The organism is Faunimonas pinastri (assembly GCF_900110915.1).
Lineage (GTDB): Bacteria > Pseudomonadota > Alphaproteobacteria > Rhizobiales > Afifellaceae > Faunimonas > Faunimonas pinastri.
The window spans coordinates 11,277-27,383 of sequence record NZ_FOFG01000017.1 but is presented as its reverse complement, the minus strand read 5'-3'; the positions used below and the strand labels follow the sequence as shown (position 1 = coordinate 27,383).

The following is a 16,107-nucleotide window of genomic DNA, read 5'->3' as shown; positions in this document are numbered from 1 at the left end:
GTGCCTGCCGGATGAGGTCGTGATGGATGAGGAAGACGACAGCGCGGCGAAGATCGCTGAAGCGTTTCCCGTTCTGAAGGTCCGGGTCGCCTTCGCACCCGGGATCTTCATCGGCCCGGGAAAGGCGGCGCTGCTCGCGGCCATCGACGAGACCGGCTCCATCCGTGCGGCGGGCGCGCGCTTCGCCATGAGCTATCGGCGGGCCTGGACGTTGGTCTCTGAACTGAACGCCATGTTCGATGAGCCGCTGGTTTCCGCCGGGGCCGGCGGCCGTGGCGGCGGCGGCGCGAAGCTGACGGAGACGGGCCGCTTCGTCATGGAGCGGTTCCGGTCGATCGAGGCGGCGGCCCGTGCGGCGGCGGCCGATGACGTCGAACGACTCACGGGCAGGCTGAAGCGTGAGTCGCCGCCTTGACACGCCCGTTATTTCCGGGTGGGAATAACGTCTACTTTCCGGAGGTGATCGTGAAGCGTTTGATTTCGACCCTGAAGCTCGTGGCCGGCATCGCCCTGATCTGCGGCGGCCTGCCCGCCGGCACTGCCATGGCTCAGGGCAAGTCCACGGTGATCTTCGCCGCCGCCAGCATGCGCAATGCGCTCGACGCCGCCATGGCCGATTACAAGAAGAACACGGGCAAGGACGTGAAGATCAGCTATGCCGGCAGTTCCACGCTCGCCAAGCAGATCGAGCAGGGCGCCCCGGCCGACATCTTCATCTCCGCCGATACGCAATGGATGGATTATGTCGATGGCAAGGGTCTGATCGACAAGGCCACCCGCAAGGACGTCTTCGGCAACGCGCTGGTCATGGTCGCGCCCAAGGACAGCACGAAGAGCGTGGCCATCGGCCCCGACATGAAGCTCGCCGATCTCCTGGGCAGCGACAAGCTCGCCATGGCCGACACCAATGCTGTGCCGGCCGGCCTCTATGGCAAGCAAGCGCTGACGAAGCTTGGCCAGTGGGAGAGCGTGCAGGGCAAGATCGCGCAGGCGGCGGACGTGCGCGCCGCGCTGGCCCTGGTCTCGCGCGGCGAGGCGCCGCTCGGCATCGTCTACGCCACGGACGCCAAGGCCGATCCCAAGGTCAAGATGGTCGCCACCTTCCCGGCCGACACGCATCCGCCCATCGTCTACCCGGCCGCGCTGGTGAAGAACGCGGGGCTGGACGCCAAGGCGGCGCTCGATTTCATCGAGTCGGATGCGGCGAGCCACTTCTTCAAGGAGCAGGGCTTTACCTTCCTGCCGGCTTATTGACCTCCACCTGTTGAGGTCCGGCAGCGGGAATGTGGTCTCCCAGTCCTGAGGAAATGACGGCCATCCGGTTGAGTATCCGGGTGGCGAGCGTGGCGACGCTGGCGAGCCTTCCGGTCGCGCTGGCGGTTGCCATGCTGCTGGCGCGCGGGCGCTTCCCCGGCAAGAGCCTGCTCAACGGGATCGTGCACCTGCCGCTCGTGCTGCCGCCGGTCGTGACCGGCTACGTCCTGCTGCTGACCTTCGGCCGCATGGGGCCGGTCGGGCATTTCCTGCAGGCGAATTTCGGTATCGTGCTGGCCTTCCGCTGGACGGGAGCCGCGCTCGCCGCCGCCGTCATGGGCTTTCCCTTCCAGGTGCGCGCCATGAGACTCTCGGTCGAAGCCGTAGACCGGAAACTGGAGCAGGCGGCGGCAACGCTCGGCGCCTCCGCGCCGATCATCTTCACGACCGTGACGCTGCCGCTGATCCTGCCCGGCATCTTCGCCGGCGCGGTTCTCGCTTTCGCCAAGTCGCTGGGCGAGTTCGGCGCGACCATCACCTTCGTTTCCAACATCCCCGGGGAAACACAGACCATTCCATCCGCCATCTACTCGCTCATCCAGACCCCTGGCGCGGAGGGCGAGGTGCTGCGGCTGGCGCTGGTTTCCGTCGCGATCAGTTTCGTCGCCCTCATGCTGTCGGAGATGTTGGCGCGGCAGACCGGCCGGCGCTGGGCCTCGGTTTGAGGCAAGGCTGATGCTGGACGTTTTCATCGACCTCAGCCGGGGCGAGTTCGCGCTTCAGGCAAGCTTCCGGGCGGGCGTGGGCGCGACGGCCATCTTCGGCCGGTCCGGCGCCGGCAAGTCGACGCTGGTCGCCGCCATCGCCGGGCTCGTCCGCCCGAATGCGGGTCGCATCGCGCTGGGCGACCGCGTGCTTTTCGACTCCGCCCACGGCATCGACCTGCCGGTCCGGCGCCGACGCGTCGCGGTGGTCTTTCAGGAATCCCGGCTCTTTCCCCATCTCTCCGTGCGCCGCAACCTGCTTTACGGCCGATGGGCGGGGCGACGGTCGGGTGGGTCCTCGTTCGACGACGTGGTGGGGTTACTCGGGATCGAGGCGTTGCTCGACCGAAAGCCCGGCCGCCTTTCCGGCGGCGAGGCGCAGCGCGTGGCCATCGGCCGAGCTCTCCTCTCCGGCCCGGAACTCCTGATGATGGACGAGCCGCTTTCCCATCTCGACGGCGCTCGCCGGGCCGAGATCCTGCCGTTCCTTGAGCGCCTCGCGACCGAGAGCGGTATCCCGATCCTCTATGTCAGCCATGCCATGGACGAGGTGATCCGCCTCGCCGACCAGCTTGTGATCCTCGACAAGGGGATGGTCGCCGCCGCCGGCCCGCTGGAAGACGTGCTGAACCGGATCGATCTCGGCGCCATTTCGGGGCTGGCCGAGGCCGGTTCGGTGCTGATGACGGAGGTGGCCGGGCAGGTGACGGACTACGCCCTGACGCGTCTGGCGCTGGGTGAGCAGGAACTGCTTGTGCCGGAAATTGCGGCCGCGACGGGGGAGCGCATCCGCCTTCGCGTGCTGGCCGACGATGTCGCGATCGCGCTGGAGCGGCCGAAAGCGCTGTCGATCCGCAACGTCCTGGCCGCCGAGGTGACCGAGGTTGCGCATGGAACCGGCGCGCATGCCGACGTGCTGCTGGCGATCGGGCCGCAGCGCCTCCGCTCGCGGTTGACGCGCCAGTCCGTCGCGGAACTCGGGCTCGTCGCGGGCAAGCCGGTCTTCGCGCTGATCAAGAGCGTGGCGATCCGGCGCGGCGGCGGCGAAAGCTGAAGCGTCAGTCGCCGGAGGCGTGGCCGCCCGAGTCGCGGCTCAGCTTCAGGTCTACGCTTGCCGACGACAGGATGGCGGAAATGGCAGCGCGCGCCGCGGCGGGCTGGCGCAGGCGAACCGCCTCCACGATCTCCGCATGGTGATGCAGCGCTTCCTCGTGGGAGGAGCCGACGCTGTTGGTGATCTCGAAGAGCGCGCGCATGGAAGCCTCGATCACGACGGCCAGGCGGACGAGCACCTGATTATGGCTCGCCGTCAGCAGCGCCGTATGGAAATCGAGATCGGCCAGCGAGCAGGCCTCGATATCGTGCGGAAGCGAGCGAGCCATGCGATCGTAGGCGTTTTCGAGATCCGCGAGATCCTGCGCGGTGGCGCGCTGCGCGGCGAGCTCCGCCCCCGCCGGCTCGATGATGTGACGCGCTTCCATCAACGATTCCACGAAGCGCGGATTGTGGAAGCCCGGCCCGGCCCAGCTCAGGAGATCCGGGTCCAGCATGTTCCAGTCGCCCGCGTCCAGCACCAGCGTGCCAGCGCGGGAGCGACTGCGGAGCAGGCCCTTGGCCTCCAGCACCTTGGTCGCTTCGCGGATGACGGTGCGGCTGACGCCGTATTCGGAGCAGAGCTCGGCCTCGCGCGGCAGGTTCTCGCCGGGCTGGATCTCGCCCGCCAGGATGCGCCGCGCCAGGGCCATGGTCACCTCGCGCTTGACGCGCGGCTTGCGCCGGGGCGGGATGGAGTCCGTCACGGCGAGGTCGCTCATCAGGCGGCGTTCTTCAGCGAGCGCCAGGACGCGACGAAGGCGCCGGCGGTGCGGGCCACGTCGGCCGCGTTCATGCCGGGCTTGTAGAGCGCCGAACCCAGGCCGAAGCCCGCGACGCCGGCATCGACATAGGGCGTCATGTTGTCGGGCGTGATGCCGCCGACGGGCAGCAGCTCGGTGCCTTTCGGCAGGATCGCACGCCATGCCTTGATGCCGGCCGGGGGGATCAGTTCGGCCGGGAATGCCTTCAGCGCATCGGCGCCCGCCGCCAGCGCGGCAAAGGCTTCCGTCGGCGTGGAAACGCCGGGCACGCAGGCCATGCCCTTGTTGTGCGCGGTGGAGATCACCTTCGTATCGGCATGCGGCATGATGATGATCTCACCGCCGGCATTGGCGATGTCGTCCACCCAGGCCGGCTCCAGCACCGTGCCCGCGCCCACGACCACCTCGGCGGGGACGGACTTGCGGATGATCTCGATGCTCTTCAGCGGCTCCGGCGAGTTCATCGGGACTTCGATGATGGAGAAGCCCGCTTCCACCAGCGACGCCGCGATACCCTCCGCCTCGGTCGGCTTGAGGCCGCGAAGGATGGCCACCAGCGGCAGCACCGACATGGCTGCGCTCAGGCGTTCGTTCATGATTGCTGCTCCTGGATGAGCCCGGCCGCGCGGGCGATGCGATAAAGACCGGAAGCGCCGCTGTCCTCGCCGGCGAGCTTGCAGGGCAGGCCGGCGGCGGCGAAAGCTTCCGAATAGAAGGAGACAAGCGCGTCCGCGCCCACCAGTGTCACGGAGGTGGGGGAAGGACCGACGGAGCGCAAGGCGGCGAGGCCTTCGCGAACCTCGTTGCCGATGAGAAGACCGGAGAGGTAGCCCGGCAGTTCGTCGGCCGCGACCTCTCCGAAGAGCCCGCGCGTGCGGGCGGAGAACAGGGATTGCAGGAGGCCCGGCGCCCCGTCGGAAAGCGCATAGGACAGGCCTGCCCCGAAGCCCGGGCCGGGAGCGCCGCCGTTTCCTTCCATCAGCCGTCCGAGAATACTGTGCGTCTTCAGGACGGAATAGACTTCGCCGGTCATGAAGGTCGCGAACCATTCCACGCGATCGTCGATCAGGCGGCACCACTTGGAATGCGTGCCGGGCAGGATGGCCAGCCCGTCCTCGATGCCGAGACCGAAGATCTGCGTTTCCTCGCCGCGCATCACGTCGGGAGCGGCGCCCGCCGGGCGGAAGGACAGGCCGGGGACGATGCGCACGCGCGGATGGCCAGGCACGGTCAGGATCTGCCGCGCCACATCGGCCAGCCCCGCCGGGCATTCCGCATAGGCGGCTTCCGCCCAGCCCTGCCGCGAGCCGATCATGCCGGACATCAGCACCGGCGCCTCGGGCGCCTCGCGCATCCAGTCGCCCAGCGTCTCTTCCAGCGCGCGGGGGAAGTCCCCGCCTTCCACCTGCAGAATGCCGAGATGACCGCGCTTCCGGTCGAGAATCTCGCCGGAGACAGATAATCTCCAGGCTCGCAGGCTGGTGGTGCCCCAGTCTACTGCGATCAGGCTGGTATTTGTCACGCCGCACCTTCTTCTTGTTGCGCTGCACAAAAGTGTTTGGAGGATTTGTTGCGTCGCAATAAACGCATGCCGGCCGACTTCCTCCCGTGGAGCTTGTGAAGCACGATTTTAGATCTGATGAAAGCGTTTGACGAATACGATTTAGCAGAATTATGGTCTGCGCCAAGATCGGTAGAAGCCGATCCCGGACTGAGGCCGTCGGCTGGCGGTCTGAGGGAGGAATTCATGAGTTTGTTCAAGAACCTGCTTCTGGCAGGCGCGCTTGCCGTTGTCGCGGTGTCGAACGGTTCGGCCGCTGAAACCAAGATCGGCTTCGTCGTGAAGCAACCCGAGGAGCCGTGGTTCCAGGACGAGTGGCGCTTTGCCGACGTGGCCGCCAAGGAAAAGGGCTTCACGCTCGTCAAGATCGGCGCGGAAGACGGCGAGAAGGCGCTCGCGGCCCTCGACAACCTCGGCGCGCAGGGCGCACAGGGCGTGATTATCTGCACGCCCGACGTGAAGCTCGGGCCGGGCCTCGTCGCTCGCGCCAAGGCCGACCAGCTCAAGCTGATGACCGTCGACGACCGCCTGGTGAACTCCAAGGGCGAGCCGATCGAGAGTGTCCCGCATATGGGCATCTCCGCTTCCAAGATCGGTGAGGATGTCGGTCACGCCATCGTCGACCAGATCAAGGCGCGCGGCTGGAACATGGCCGATGTCGGCGCGATCCGCGTCTCCTACGACCAGCTTCCGACCGCCAAGGACCGCGTCGACGGCGCGATCAAGGTGCTGACCGAAGCCGGCTTCCCGAAGGACCACATCTTCGACGCGCCGCAGGCCAAGACCGACACGGAAGCGGCGTTGAACGCCTCGACCACGGTGCTCAACAAGAATGCCAGCATCAAGAAGTGGGTCGCCTTCGGCCTCAACGACGAAGCCGCCCTCGGCGCCGTCCGCGCGGCCGAGACGGTCGGCATCAATGCCGACAGCATGATCGCCGTCGGCATCGGCGGTTCGGACTCCGCCATCAACGAGTTCAAGAAGGGCAGCCCGACCGGCTTCTACGGCTCGGTGATCATTTCGCCGAAGCGTCATGGCTACGAGACCTCGGTCAACATGTTCAACTGGGTGGCCAACGACAAGGAGCCGCCGATGCTGACCCTGACCTCCGGCCAGCTCGCCACGCGCGACACTTATCATCAGGTTCGCCAGCAGCTCGGCCTGGAATAATCCTTTCCTTCGACGGGCGCGGCGGTTTCGCCGCGCCCGTTCCTTATTGAAAGGCAAGCGCACGCGCATGGCCGCCTTCCTTGAATTCCGCAACATCACCAAGACCTATCCCGGCGTCAAAGCGCTCACGGATGTCAGCTTCGCGGTGCCGGCCGGCAGCGTGATCGGATTGCTCGGCGAAAACGGCGCGGGCAAGTCGACGCTGATCAAGACGCTGGGCGGCGACATCGTGCCGGATTCCGGCGAGGTCGTCCTTGCCGGCGAACCGCAACATTTCACCGCCACGCGCGATTCCATCCTGGCCGGCATCTCGGTCGTTCACCAGGAGCTGCAGCTCGTTCCCGAGCTGACCGTCGCCGAAAACCTCATGCTGGGCCGCTTTCCCTCGCGCGCCGGCGTGGTGGAGTTCGGCAATCTCTTTTCCCGTGTGCGCGCGATCCTGAACGATGTCGGCATCGACGTCGATCCGCGCAGCAAGATCATCGATCTCTCCATCGGCACGCGCCAGATGGTGGAAATCGCCAAGGCCGCCGTCTTCGACGCCAAGGTCATCGCGCTGGACGAGCCGACCTCGTCGCTGTCCTCCACCGAGAGCGAGGTGCTGTTCCGCCTGGTCGACCGCTTCCGTCGGGAAGGCAAGGTCATCCTCTACGTCTCGCACAGGCTGGACGAGATCTTCCGCCTTTGCGACAGCTGCGTGGTGCTGCGCGACGGCAAGCTCATCGTCCATCACGAGACGATGGAAGGCCTGACGCGCCACCAGCTCGTTCGCGAAATGGTGGGCCGCGAGATCCAGGACATCTGGGGCTGGCGCGGCCGCACCGTGGGCGAGCCCCGCCTGAGCGTCACCAACGTTTCCGGCACCAAGCTGCCCGTGCCCGCCAGCTTCGAGGCGCGTGCCGGCGAGATCCTCGGCTTCTTCGGGCTGGTCGGCGCCGGCCGCAGCGAGCTGATGCGTCTGGTCTACGGGGCCGACAACCGCCATTCCGGCGAGGTCCGCATCGCCGGGCAGCAGGTGCAGGCCAGCGATCCCCGCCGCTCCATCCGCGCCGGGCTGGTGCTCTGCCCGGAGGATCGCAAGGCCGACGGCATCCTGCAGGGGCGCTCCGTGGAGGAGAACGTCGCGATTTCCACGCGGCGCCATTTCTCCCCTTTCGGAGTTCTGAACAAGCGTCGCGAGGCCGATATCGCGGAGGAGTTCATCAAGAAGCTCCGCGTACGCACCCCGTCGCGGCGGCAGGACATCGTCAATCTTTCCGGCGGCAACCAGCAGAAGGTGATCCTGTCGCGCTGGTTGGCGGAAAAGGGCGTCAAGGTCCTGATCATCGACGAGCCGACGCGCGGCATCGACGTCGGCGCCAAGGCCGAGATCTACGAGATCCTCTACGGACTGGCCGAAGAGGGCATGGCCATCGTCGTGGTTTCCAGCGAACTGCCGGAAGTGATGGGCATCAGCGACCGCGTCATCGTCATGCAGAGCGGCCGGATCTCCGCCGAGTTCCAGCGCTCCGAATTCACCGAGGAATCGATCCTTGCCGCGGCTCTGCCCGATCGCGAAGCGGCCTGAGAGGCATCTATGCAACGTTTGAAGCGTCTTCTTCTCGGCGATCAGGGACTGGTCGTCATCTTCGTGGTGGCCTTCGTGCTGGTCTCCGTGTTCGTCCCGAACTTCCTGAGCGAGCGCAACATGCTCGGCCTGCTGCAGGCGGTGGTGACGATCGCGCTGGTCTCCTGCACCATGATGCTCTGCCTCGCACTGCGTGACGTCGACCTGTCGGTCGGGTCCATCGTGGCCTTCGCCGGCATGGTGGCCGTAATGGCGACGAACATGACCGGCAGCGTCATCCTCGGCATTCTAGCCGCGCTGGTTGCGGGGCTGATCGTCGGGCTGGTCAACGGCATCGTCATCGCCAAGCTGAAGATCAACGCCCTGATCGCCACGCTCGCCACCATGCAGATCGTGCGCGGCCTTGCGCTGATTTCGTCGGACGGCCGCGCCGTCGGCATCGATAACGAGAACTTCTTCGATCTCGCGCTGCGCTCCTTCTTCACCATCCCCGTGCCGATCTACGTGATGGTGATCTTCTTCCTGATCTTTGGCTTCGTGCTGAACCGGACCGTTTTCGGTCGCAATACGCTGGCCATCGGCGGTAATCCCGATGCGGCTCGCCTCGCCGGCGTGAACGTCGACTGGACCCGCATCTGGTGCTTCGCCCTGCAGGGCCTTGCCTGTGCGGTCGCCGGCATCCTGCTTTCCGCCCGCATCACCTCGGGCCAGCCGAATTCGGCGATCGGCCTGGAGCTTTCCGTCATCTCCGCCTGTGTGCTTGGTGGCGTGTCGCTGGCGGGTGGCCGGGCGACCATGTCGGGCGTCATCGTCGGCGTGCTGGTGCTGGGCATTGCGGAAAACGCGATGAACCTCCTCAATATCCAGGCCTTCTACCAGTACCTCGTTCGAGGCGTGATCCTGCTGCTCGCCGTGCTTCTCGACAGCCTGCGCTCGCGCGCCCTCGGCCGTCGCGTCTGAAGACTTATCCCCGTGCCGCGCCTGACTACCCCACGGCGCGGCACGGACGGGTTTGCCTAGCCCCTCCGCTCGGCTAATCTCCGGCAATGTCGGAGAAGGATTTCACCATGAGCGAGGCTCCTGCAGCGGCCTCCCTGCGCGACCGCCTGATGCGGGATCGATTGGCGCTGCTGGACCTGTCCACGCGCAACCGGCTGCTGAACGTCCCGCTCAGGACGAAGAACAACCGCGCCATCGAGATCGTCGGCGAGAAGACCGCCGAGGTGCATCGCCTGCTCGGCGAGGGGCGCAGGTTCGCGTTTCTCGCCGGCAACGAGCCCGAGACGGAAGCCGACGAAGCCGAGGGGCTCGCCGAAGAGGGCGCCGAATACCTGGCGCTGCCACAGCCGGAGAACGGCGACAAGGGCGAGGACGAGGTCGACGAGCGCGGCGTCCTCAAGCGGCACTCCGATCTCAAGCTGCAGACCAGGCTCAGCTCCGAAGGGCTGCAGAAGCGGCTCCTCGACATCTGGTACAATTCCCGCACGCTTGAGGAGGAGCAGGGCGTCAACGTCCTTTACCTCGCGCTCGGCCTGCTTCGCTGGACGGAGAGCGACAGCTCCGAAACCGTGCGTCAGGCGCCTTTGGTGCTGTTGCCGGTGCAGCTGGAGCGCACCACGGCCGCCGAAAAATTCAAGCTGAAGACGCGCGGGGAACCGGCCTCGCCGAACCTGACGCTGCAGGCCAAGCTCCGCAACGAATTCGGCATCCTGCTGGAAGATTTCGCCGACGAGGACGAACTCGACGTCGCCGCCTATATCGCCGGCGTGACGCAGGCCGTCGCGTCCAAGCCGAAATGGGACGTGCTGCCGGATGCCATGGTGCTCGGCTTCTTCTCCTTCGCCAAATTCCTGATGTACCGCGATCTCGATCCGGAAAACTGGCCGGACGGGCTGGCGATCGACGATCACCTGATGGTCCGCGCGCTTCTGCGGGACGGTTTCCCCGCCAGCGAACCGCTGATCCCGGGCGACGAGGCGCGGATCGATGCCGTCATCCCGCCGGTCGCCATGCAGCATGTTCTGGATGCCGACAGTTCGCAGGCCGTGGTGATCGAGGAAGCGGCGCGGGGCCGCACGCTGGTCGTCAAGGGACCGCCCGGCACCGGCAAGTCGCAGACCATCGCCAATATCATCGCGGCAGCGGCGGCGCGGGGAAAAACCGTGCTCTTCGTGGCGGAGAAGATGGCGGCGCTGGACGTCGTGCATCGCCGGCTGCGCTCCGTGGGCCTCGGCGCGCTGGCACTGGAGCTGCATTCGCACAAGGCGACCAAGCGCACGCTGCTGGACGAACTCAAGCGTACCCGCGACATCGACCCCGGCCGGCTCGACGGCGACGACACGACGCTTGAGCGCCTGACCGCCGCTCGCGACACCCTGAACGCGCACGCAGAACTGCTGCATACGCCGCTGGAGCCCTCGCGCCTCACGCCCTACCAGATTTTTGGCGAATTGATCCGGCTGCAGGACGGGCCCGGCTTGCCCGGGTATCCCTTGCAGCCGGCAGCCAGCTGGACGCCGGCACAACGACAGGCGCGACGCGACGCCCTGGACGAACTCGTCGCTCGCATCCGAACTGTCGGCAGTCCTGCCCAGCATGTCTGGCGTGGCGTGCGCTCCGGCCCGCTCGATCCCGCCGAGGTGTCGGAAATACAGGACAGGATCGGCAAGCTCCGGCGGCATCTGGAGGAGGCGCGCGTCGCAGCCGCCATCATGCCGGCCCTCGGCATTCCGGAGCCGGGCACCCTCGACACCCTCGTCCATTCGCTGCGCGTGCTCGACGCGGCCGTTACCTTCCCGGAAAGCGAGCGGGCGATCCTGGCGCATCCGGCCTGGCAGGGCGAGCGCGGCAAGCTCGCCGCGCTGGTTGCGGCGGGGCGGCAGGTCAGCGGCATCAAGGCCGCGCTGGAAGCCGTCTTCGTTCCGGCGGCGTGGGATATGGACCTCCTGCCGATCCGCACGGCGATCGCGCTGAAGGGCGACAGTCTCTTCCGCTTCGTGGATGGCGGCTACCGGGCGCAGATGCGGCTCTTCCGCTCCTGCCTGCGCGAGGAGCCGCCGAAATCGGCTTCCGAGCAGCTCGCTCTTCTCGACCGCATGATGGAGGCGCAGAAAGCCCGCCGCATATCCGAGACGGAGCAGTCGCTTGGGGCTGCCTTCGGTCCGCTCTGGCAAGGAGAGAACTCCGACTGGGATCGGCTGCGGGCCGTGCTTTCCTGGCGCGAGGCGAACGGCAATCTGCCGGACGAGTTCTGGTCCGCTTTCCCGAGGCTCGCGGACATCGCCCCGGTTGCGGCCGCGCAGTCGCTCCTGACCGTCGTGCTGCCGGATCTGCTCTCCGGGTTCCGGGCTATCGTCGACCGGCTGGATCTCGATCTCGGCCGTGCCTTCGGGGCGGCGAACCTGGGGGACGTGGCTCCTCAGGACCTCTCCGAGAGGATCGACGGCTGGCTCGCCGCGCCGGAACAGCTTTCCCGCTGGATCTCCTTCCTCGAAGGCGGCCGCAAGGCGGACGCGCTCGGGCTCGGTGGCTTCGTGGAAGGGGTGCTCGACGGCGGCCTCGACGACAAGACGCTGCTGCCGACCTTCGATGCCGCGTTCCACGACGCCATGCGCCGGCACCTTTTCGCGCGCTATCCGGCCCTGCGAGGGTTCGACGGGGACAGCCAGAACCGGTTGATCACCCAGTTCGCCGAACTGGACCGTCGGCGCATCGCGCTGGCCCGGCAGGAGATCGCCCACCGGCACGGCTTCGACCTGCCGCGTGGGGCGGGATCGGCCGGTTCGGCGCTGGCGGTGCTCGCCGGCGAGTTCGCCAAGAAGCAGAGGCATCTGCCGATCCGGCAATTGCTGGAAAAAGCCGGACCGGTCATCCAGCGGCTGAAGCCGGTCTTCATGATGAGCCCGCTTTCCGTGGCGCAGTTCCTGAAGCCCGGAGCGGTGTCGTTCGATCTGCTGGTGATCGACGAAGCCTCGCAGATCGAACCGGTGGATGCGCTGGGCGCCGTCGCGCGTGCCAATCAGATCGTCGTGGTGGGCGACGAGAAGCAGCTGCCTCCCACGCGCTTCTTCGCCAAGCTCACCAGCGAGGCCGACGAGCCGGACGAGGACGACGAGGACACCTTCCGCGCGCGCGATGCGGAAAGCATCCTCGATCTCTGCCTCGCCAAGGGCGCGCCGACGCGGATGCTGAACTGGCACTACCGGTCGAAGCACCAGTCGCTGATCGCCGTCTCCAATCGCGAGTTCTACGAGAACCGTCTCTTCATCGTGCCGAGCCCCTATGACGGGGTGCCCGGCATCGGGCTGAAGTTCCGCTATCTGCCCGACACCGCCTATGAGCGGGGCGGCTCGCGCACCAATCCCCGCGAGGCGGATGCGGTCGCGGCCGCGGTGATCCGGCACGCTCGCGAGCATCCCGAAGAGAGCCTGGGCGTCGCGACCTTCTCCACCGCGCAGCGCGAGGCGATCCTGAACCGGCTGGAACTCCTGCGTCGCGAGAACCCGGAGCTGGAAAGTTTCTTCGGGCCGAAGATCGAGCCGTTCTTCGTCAAGAACCTGGAGAATATCCAGGGTGACGAGCGCGACGTGATCTTTATCTCCGTCGGCTACGGCAAGGATGCGCAGGGCTATGCGTCCATGAGCTTCGGTCCGCTGAACGGGGAGGGGGGCGAGCGCCGTCTCAACGTGCTGATCTCGCGCGCCAAGCTGCGCTGCGAGGTGTTCACCAACATGCAGGGCGACGATATCGACCTGGAGCGCACGAAGTCGCGCGGCGTGGCGGCGCTGAAGACCTTCCTCGCTTTCGCCGAGAGCGGCCAGTTCGCCGGCACCGAGGAAAGCGGGCGGGGCCCGGACTCCCCCTTCGAGGAGGAGGTCGCCTCAAGGCTGCGCGCCCGTGGCCACGACGTGCGGTTGCAGATCGGTTCCGCCGGTTTCTTCGTGGATCTTGCGATCGCTGACGCGGAAAAGCCGGGCCGCTTCCTCCTCGGTATCGAATGCGACGGCGCGCAGTATCATTCCTCCCGCTCCGCGCGCGATCGCGACCGGCTTCGCCAGCAGGTTCTGGAGGCACATGGCTGGGTGATCCACCGCATCTGGAGCACCGACTGGTATCTGCGCCCGGAGGAGGAGCTGAGGAAGGTGGAAGCCGCCATCGAACAGGCGGTGACAACCTGGCGGACGCGCGACGGCGAGAGCGCGCGGCAAGCGGCCGACGGGTTCGACGGCGAGGAGTTCGCCGCCATTCCCACCGAAAGCGCCGCCGTGGAACGCGAGCCGGAGCCGCCACCGACGCCCTACGAGGAAGCAGCCCCCGCGGTGGATCGCGAGCGCGAACCGCCGGAACTCTCGGTTGCCGAGATGGCGGACGTGGTCGCAGGCATCGTGGAGATCGAAGGTCCCGTTCATTCCGACGAGATCATCGTGCGTGTGCGAACCGCGTGGGGCCTTGCCCGCGCCGGTAGCCGCATCCGCGAGGCCGTCCTGGCAGGGCTCGCACAGGCGTGTGACGACGGCCGGATCGAAGGCGGTCCGTTTTACGCCGTGCCCGGCAAAGACGTCGTCGTGCGCGACCGCTCCGCGACGCGGTCGCCATCGCTTCGCAAGCCGGACATGCTACCTCCCGCCGAAGTGGATGCCGCGCTGATGGCCGAAATCGACCGCAATTTCGGGGCGCCGCGCAAGGATCTCGCCATCGCGGCCGGCCGCCGGATGGGCTTCCGGGCGACCAGCGCGCCCCTCCGCACGGCCATGGAACAGCGCCTTGAAAGCCTGCTTGCCGAAAAGATGCTGGCCGAACGTGGCGGCCGTATCGTCAGGGCGCGGCCGAAGCCTGCCGTCGGGGTCAGTCCCGCGCCGCGTTCCGGCGCTGCTGCAGCGAACGAAGCCACAGGGCCACGAACAGGATCAGCATGAAGGCGACGGCGACGCCGGTCGCCACGAAAGGACCGGCGCCGCTGATCGCCAGCATGATCCTTGGCATGAAGAGCATGCCGAAGAAGATCACCAGCATCAGGATCGCGGCGGCGATGAAGGGTTCGTAGCGCTTCAGGGCATGCGGTCGTGGCTTCGTGCGTGGATCGGCCCCGGGACGGGCTTCAGGATCGGCCCCCGTATCAGATGCGGGATCAACCACGGGATCAACCACGGGATCAGGCCGCGTGTTCGTGAGCATGGCCGTCCTGTTCCCGGCCATCGAGGCAGAGCGGGCTCTCCTCCACCTGGATGGTGGCGTGATTGATGCCGTGGAAGTCGCGGAGCCGCTTCTTGATGGCCATCGTCAGTGCGTCGGGACCCGTGCCTTCTTTCATCCGCGCGTGAAGGGTCGCCATCTTCTGGCGGTCGTCGAGGCTCCAGACATGCATGTGGTGGATGTCGGCGGCCTCGCCGACATGGGCGGAAAGATCGGCTTCGATCGCGTCGCGGTCCGTCTCGCTGGGCGCGCCTTCCATCAGGATCACGCCGGATTCTTTCAGGAGCGACCAAGCGCTCCTGATGAGGATCACGGAGACGACGACCGACAGGATCGGGTCGGCCAGCGTCCAGCCGGTGAGCAGGATGATGCCCGCGGCAAGGATGGCGCCGACCGAGCCCAGCAGGTCGCCCATCACATGCAGCAGGGCTCCGCGCATGTTGAGCGACTCGCGGTCGCCGCCATGCAGGATCGCGAAGCAGCCGATATTCACGATGAGGCCGACGACGGCGATCACCATCATCGAGCCGCCCAGCACCGGCTGCGGGCTGAGGACGCGATGGACCGCTTCCACCACGATCCACAACGCGATGGCGAGGATCGCCAGACCGTTGGTGTAGGCGACGAGGATCTTCATCCGGTCGAAGCCGTAGGTCATGTGGCGCGTGCCGGGCCGCTCGCTGGCGCGATACGCGATGTAGGCGAAGCTCAGGGCGACCGCGTCCGTCAGCATGTGGCCGGCATCGGCCAGCAGCGCCAGCGAGCCGGAGAATATGCCCCCCAATGCTTCCACCACCATGAAGAGCGTGGTGAAGGCGGCGGCCAGGAGGACGCGGTTCTTGTTGCCGGATTCCACCTCGGGCGTGTGGCTGTGCCCGTGATCATGGGAGTGCCCGGCATGGGAATGCCCGCTGTGATCGTGACCGGCATGATCGTGGTCGTGCCCGGCATGCATGTGACTGTCCGACGCCATTAAACGTTCTCGCGGCACTCGGTCAGGCTTTGTACCTGCCGTCCTTCTCCATCGAAGTTAGCCGCATCCAGCCAGCGTTCCAAGCCCGCGCGGACGATGGGCCACTCGCTGTCGAGAATGGAGAACCACCCCGTGTCGCGATTGCGGCCTTTCACGACCATGTGCTGGCGGAACGTGCCCTCGTAGGTGAAGCCGAGCCGGGCCGCCGCGCGCTTCGAGGGCTCGTTCAGCGCGTTGCACTTCCACTCGTAGCGGCGATAGCCGAGTTCGTCGAAAAGCCGACGCGCCATCAGGTACATGGCTTCCGTAGCGCCCGAGCGGCGCGAGAGACCTTCGCCGAAGGTGACGAAGCCGACCTCGCCGACGCCGTTCGCCGGATCCATCCGCATGTAGCTGGCAGATCCCAGCGCACGTCCGGAGGCCGCGTCGAGGATGGCGAAGGTGATCCAGTCCGGCCGCCGCTCCACTGTGAGCAGGGCGGCCCGGAAGCTCTCTTCGTCGGCAAAGGGCCCCTCGGGAAGATAATCCCAGAAGGTCGCATTCGCTGTCTGTCCGAACGCCTGCCAGAGATCGGCTCCGTGGCGTTCCCCATCGAGGGCTTCGAGGCGCACGGTGCGCCCCTGCATGGGCGAGAGATCGGGCAGCGGGCGGGAAGACCAGTGGACGAGGTCAGGCTGACTCATGGGAATTCCTTGCCAATGCGAGGACGGGATGGAGTGGGCTGAAACCGAGAAGCCCGGCATTAGCCGGGCTTCGTTCGCTTCGCATGG

14 protein-coding genes are annotated in these 16,107 nt (G+C 66.8%); 8 read left to right on the top strand and 6 right to left on the bottom strand.

The window, feature by feature from the left end:
- Positions 1-22: 22 nt before the first annotated feature.
- Genes BMY25_RS17690 through modC form a run of 4 tightly spaced genes read left to right on the top strand, consistent with a single transcriptional unit; the run spans position 23 to position 3,072 of the window.
- Positions 23-415, top strand: a complete 393-nt coding sequence (locus tag BMY25_RS17690) for a winged helix-turn-helix domain-containing protein (RefSeq protein ID WP_092499075.1) — start codon at positions 23-25, stop codon at positions 413-415.
- Between the two features lie 50 nt (positions 416-465).
- On the top strand, positions 466-1,254 hold the full coding sequence (gene modA / locus BMY25_RS17685; RefSeq protein ID WP_346432155.1) for a molybdate ABC transporter substrate-binding protein: 789 nt from the start codon (positions 466-468) through the stop codon (positions 1,252-1,254).
- A 29-nt stretch (positions 1,255-1,283) separates the two neighbouring features.
- On the top strand, positions 1,284-1,979 hold the full coding sequence (gene modB / locus BMY25_RS17680) for a molybdate ABC transporter permease subunit (RefSeq protein ID WP_092499071.1): 696 nt from the start codon (positions 1,284-1,286) through the stop codon (positions 1,977-1,979).
- A 10-nt stretch (positions 1,980-1,989) separates the two neighbouring features.
- The gene (modC, locus tag BMY25_RS17675; protein WP_092499069.1) at positions 1,990-3,072 is read left to right on the top strand and encodes a molybdenum ABC transporter ATP-binding protein; all 1,083 of its coding nucleotides are present in this window, start codon (positions 1,990-1,992) and stop codon (positions 3,070-3,072) included.
- Between the two features lie 4 nt (positions 3,073-3,076).
- On the opposite strand, the gene BMY25_RS17670 is transcribed toward modC, so the two are convergent.
- Genes BMY25_RS17670 through BMY25_RS17660 form a run of 3 tightly spaced genes read right to left on the bottom strand, consistent with a single transcriptional unit; the run spans position 3,077 to position 5,396 of the window.
- Complete coding sequence (locus tag BMY25_RS17670; RefSeq protein ID WP_092499062.1) at positions 3,077-3,832, bottom strand: FadR/GntR family transcriptional regulator; 756 nt, start codon at positions 3,830-3,832, stop codon at positions 3,077-3,079.
- Positions 3,832-4,470 carry a 2-dehydro-3-deoxy-6-phosphogalactonate aldolase gene (locus tag BMY25_RS17665; RefSeq protein ID WP_092499060.1) on the bottom strand — a complete coding sequence of 213 codons (639 nt, stop codon included), beginning with the start codon at positions 4,468-4,470 and terminating at the stop codon, positions 3,832-3,834. Before BMY25_RS17665 ends, BMY25_RS17670 begins: the two co-directional genes overlap by 1 nt.
- Positions 4,467-5,396: a 2-dehydro-3-deoxygalactonokinase gene (locus BMY25_RS17660; protein ID WP_177176926.1), complete on the bottom strand. Its 930-nt coding sequence runs from the start codon at positions 5,394-5,396 to the stop codon at positions 4,467-4,469. The genes BMY25_RS17665 and BMY25_RS17660 overlap by 4 nt, the downstream gene beginning before the upstream one ends.
- Positions 5,397-5,621: 225 nt before the next feature.
- Here BMY25_RS17660 and BMY25_RS17655 point away from each other — a divergent pair, with 225 nt between their 5' ends.
- From BMY25_RS17655 to proA, 4 genes are all read left to right on the top strand, one after another.
- Positions 5,622-6,605, top strand: coding sequence for an arabinose ABC transporter substrate-binding protein (locus BMY25_RS17655; protein WP_092499058.1), 984 nt, complete (start codon positions 5,622-5,624; stop codon positions 6,603-6,605).
- Between the two features lie 67 nt (positions 6,606-6,672).
- Positions 6,673-8,172 (top strand): L-arabinose ABC transporter ATP-binding protein AraG, encoded by a 1,500-nt coding sequence (gene araG / locus BMY25_RS17650; RefSeq protein WP_092499211.1) that lies wholly within the window; start codon positions 6,673-6,675, stop codon positions 8,170-8,172.
- Between the two features lie 9 nt (positions 8,173-8,181).
- Positions 8,182-9,132, top strand: a complete 951-nt coding sequence (gene araH, locus BMY25_RS17645) for an L-arabinose ABC transporter permease AraH (protein ID WP_092499057.1) — start codon at positions 8,182-8,184, stop codon at positions 9,130-9,132.
- A 107-nt stretch (positions 9,133-9,239) separates the two neighbouring features.
- Positions 9,240-14,087, top strand: coding sequence for an anti-phage protein ProA (proA, locus tag BMY25_RS17640; RefSeq protein WP_092499210.1), 4,848 nt, complete (start codon positions 9,240-9,242; stop codon positions 14,085-14,087).
- Here the strand turns inward: proA and BMY25_RS17635 are convergent.
- Genes BMY25_RS17635 through BMY25_RS17625 form a run of 3 tightly spaced genes read right to left on the bottom strand, consistent with a single transcriptional unit; the run spans position 14,017 to position 16,020 of the window.
- Entirely contained in the window at positions 14,017-14,346 is a 330-nt protein-coding gene (locus BMY25_RS17635; RefSeq protein WP_092499055.1) for a hypothetical protein, read from the bottom strand. The two genes, proA and BMY25_RS17635, sit on opposite strands and share 71 nt — an antisense overlap.
- Positions 14,324-15,337, bottom strand: a complete 1,014-nt coding sequence (locus BMY25_RS17630) for a cation diffusion facilitator family transporter (RefSeq protein WP_238858404.1) — start codon at positions 15,335-15,337, stop codon at positions 14,324-14,326. The genes BMY25_RS17635 and BMY25_RS17630 overlap by 23 nt, the downstream gene beginning before the upstream one ends.
- Positions 15,337-16,020: a GNAT family N-acetyltransferase gene (locus BMY25_RS17625; RefSeq protein WP_238858403.1), complete on the bottom strand. Its 684-nt coding sequence runs from the start codon at positions 16,018-16,020 to the stop codon at positions 15,337-15,339. Before BMY25_RS17625 ends, BMY25_RS17630 begins: the two co-directional genes overlap by 1 nt.
- Positions 16,021-16,107 lie beyond the last annotated feature (87 nt).

Coding starts and splice junctions, on each gene's coding strand:
- araG (WP_092499211.1), top strand. CDS start 6,673: ATGGCCGCCTTCCTTGAATTCCGCAACATCACCAAGACCTATCCCGGC.
- araH (WP_092499057.1), top strand. CDS start 8,182: ATGCAACGTTTGAAGCGTCTTCTTCTCGGCGATCAGGGACTGGTCGTC.
- BMY25_RS17655 (WP_092499058.1), top strand. CDS start 5,622: ATGAGTTTGTTCAAGAACCTGCTTCTGGCAGGCGCGCTTGCCGTTGTC.
- BMY25_RS17690 (WP_092499075.1), top strand. CDS start 23: ATGGATGAGGAAGACGACAGCGCGGCGAAGATCGCTGAAGCGTTTCCC.
- BMY25_RS17625 (WP_238858403.1), bottom strand. CDS start 16,020: ATGAGTCAGCCTGACCTCGTCCACTGGTCTTCCCGCCCGCTGCCCGAT.
- modB (WP_092499071.1), top strand. CDS start 1,284: ATGTGGTCTCCCAGTCCTGAGGAAATGACGGCCATCCGGTTGAGTATC.
- BMY25_RS17670 (WP_092499062.1), bottom strand. CDS start 3,832: ATGAGCGACCTCGCCGTGACGGACTCCATCCCGCCCCGGCGCAAGCCG.
- BMY25_RS17630 (WP_238858404.1), bottom strand. CDS start 15,337: ATGGCGTCGGACAGTCACATGCATGCCGGGCACGACCACGATCATGCC.
- proA (WP_092499210.1), top strand. CDS start 9,240: ATGAGCGAGGCTCCTGCAGCGGCCTCCCTGCGCGACCGCCTGATGCGG.
- BMY25_RS17635 (WP_092499055.1), bottom strand. CDS start 14,346: ATGCTCACGAACACGCGGCCTGATCCCGTGGTTGATCCCGTGGTTGAT.
- BMY25_RS17665 (WP_092499060.1), bottom strand. CDS start 4,470: ATGAACGAACGCCTGAGCGCAGCCATGTCGGTGCTGCCGCTGGTGGCC.
- modC (WP_092499069.1), top strand. CDS start 1,990: ATGCTGGACGTTTTCATCGACCTCAGCCGGGGCGAGTTCGCGCTTCAG.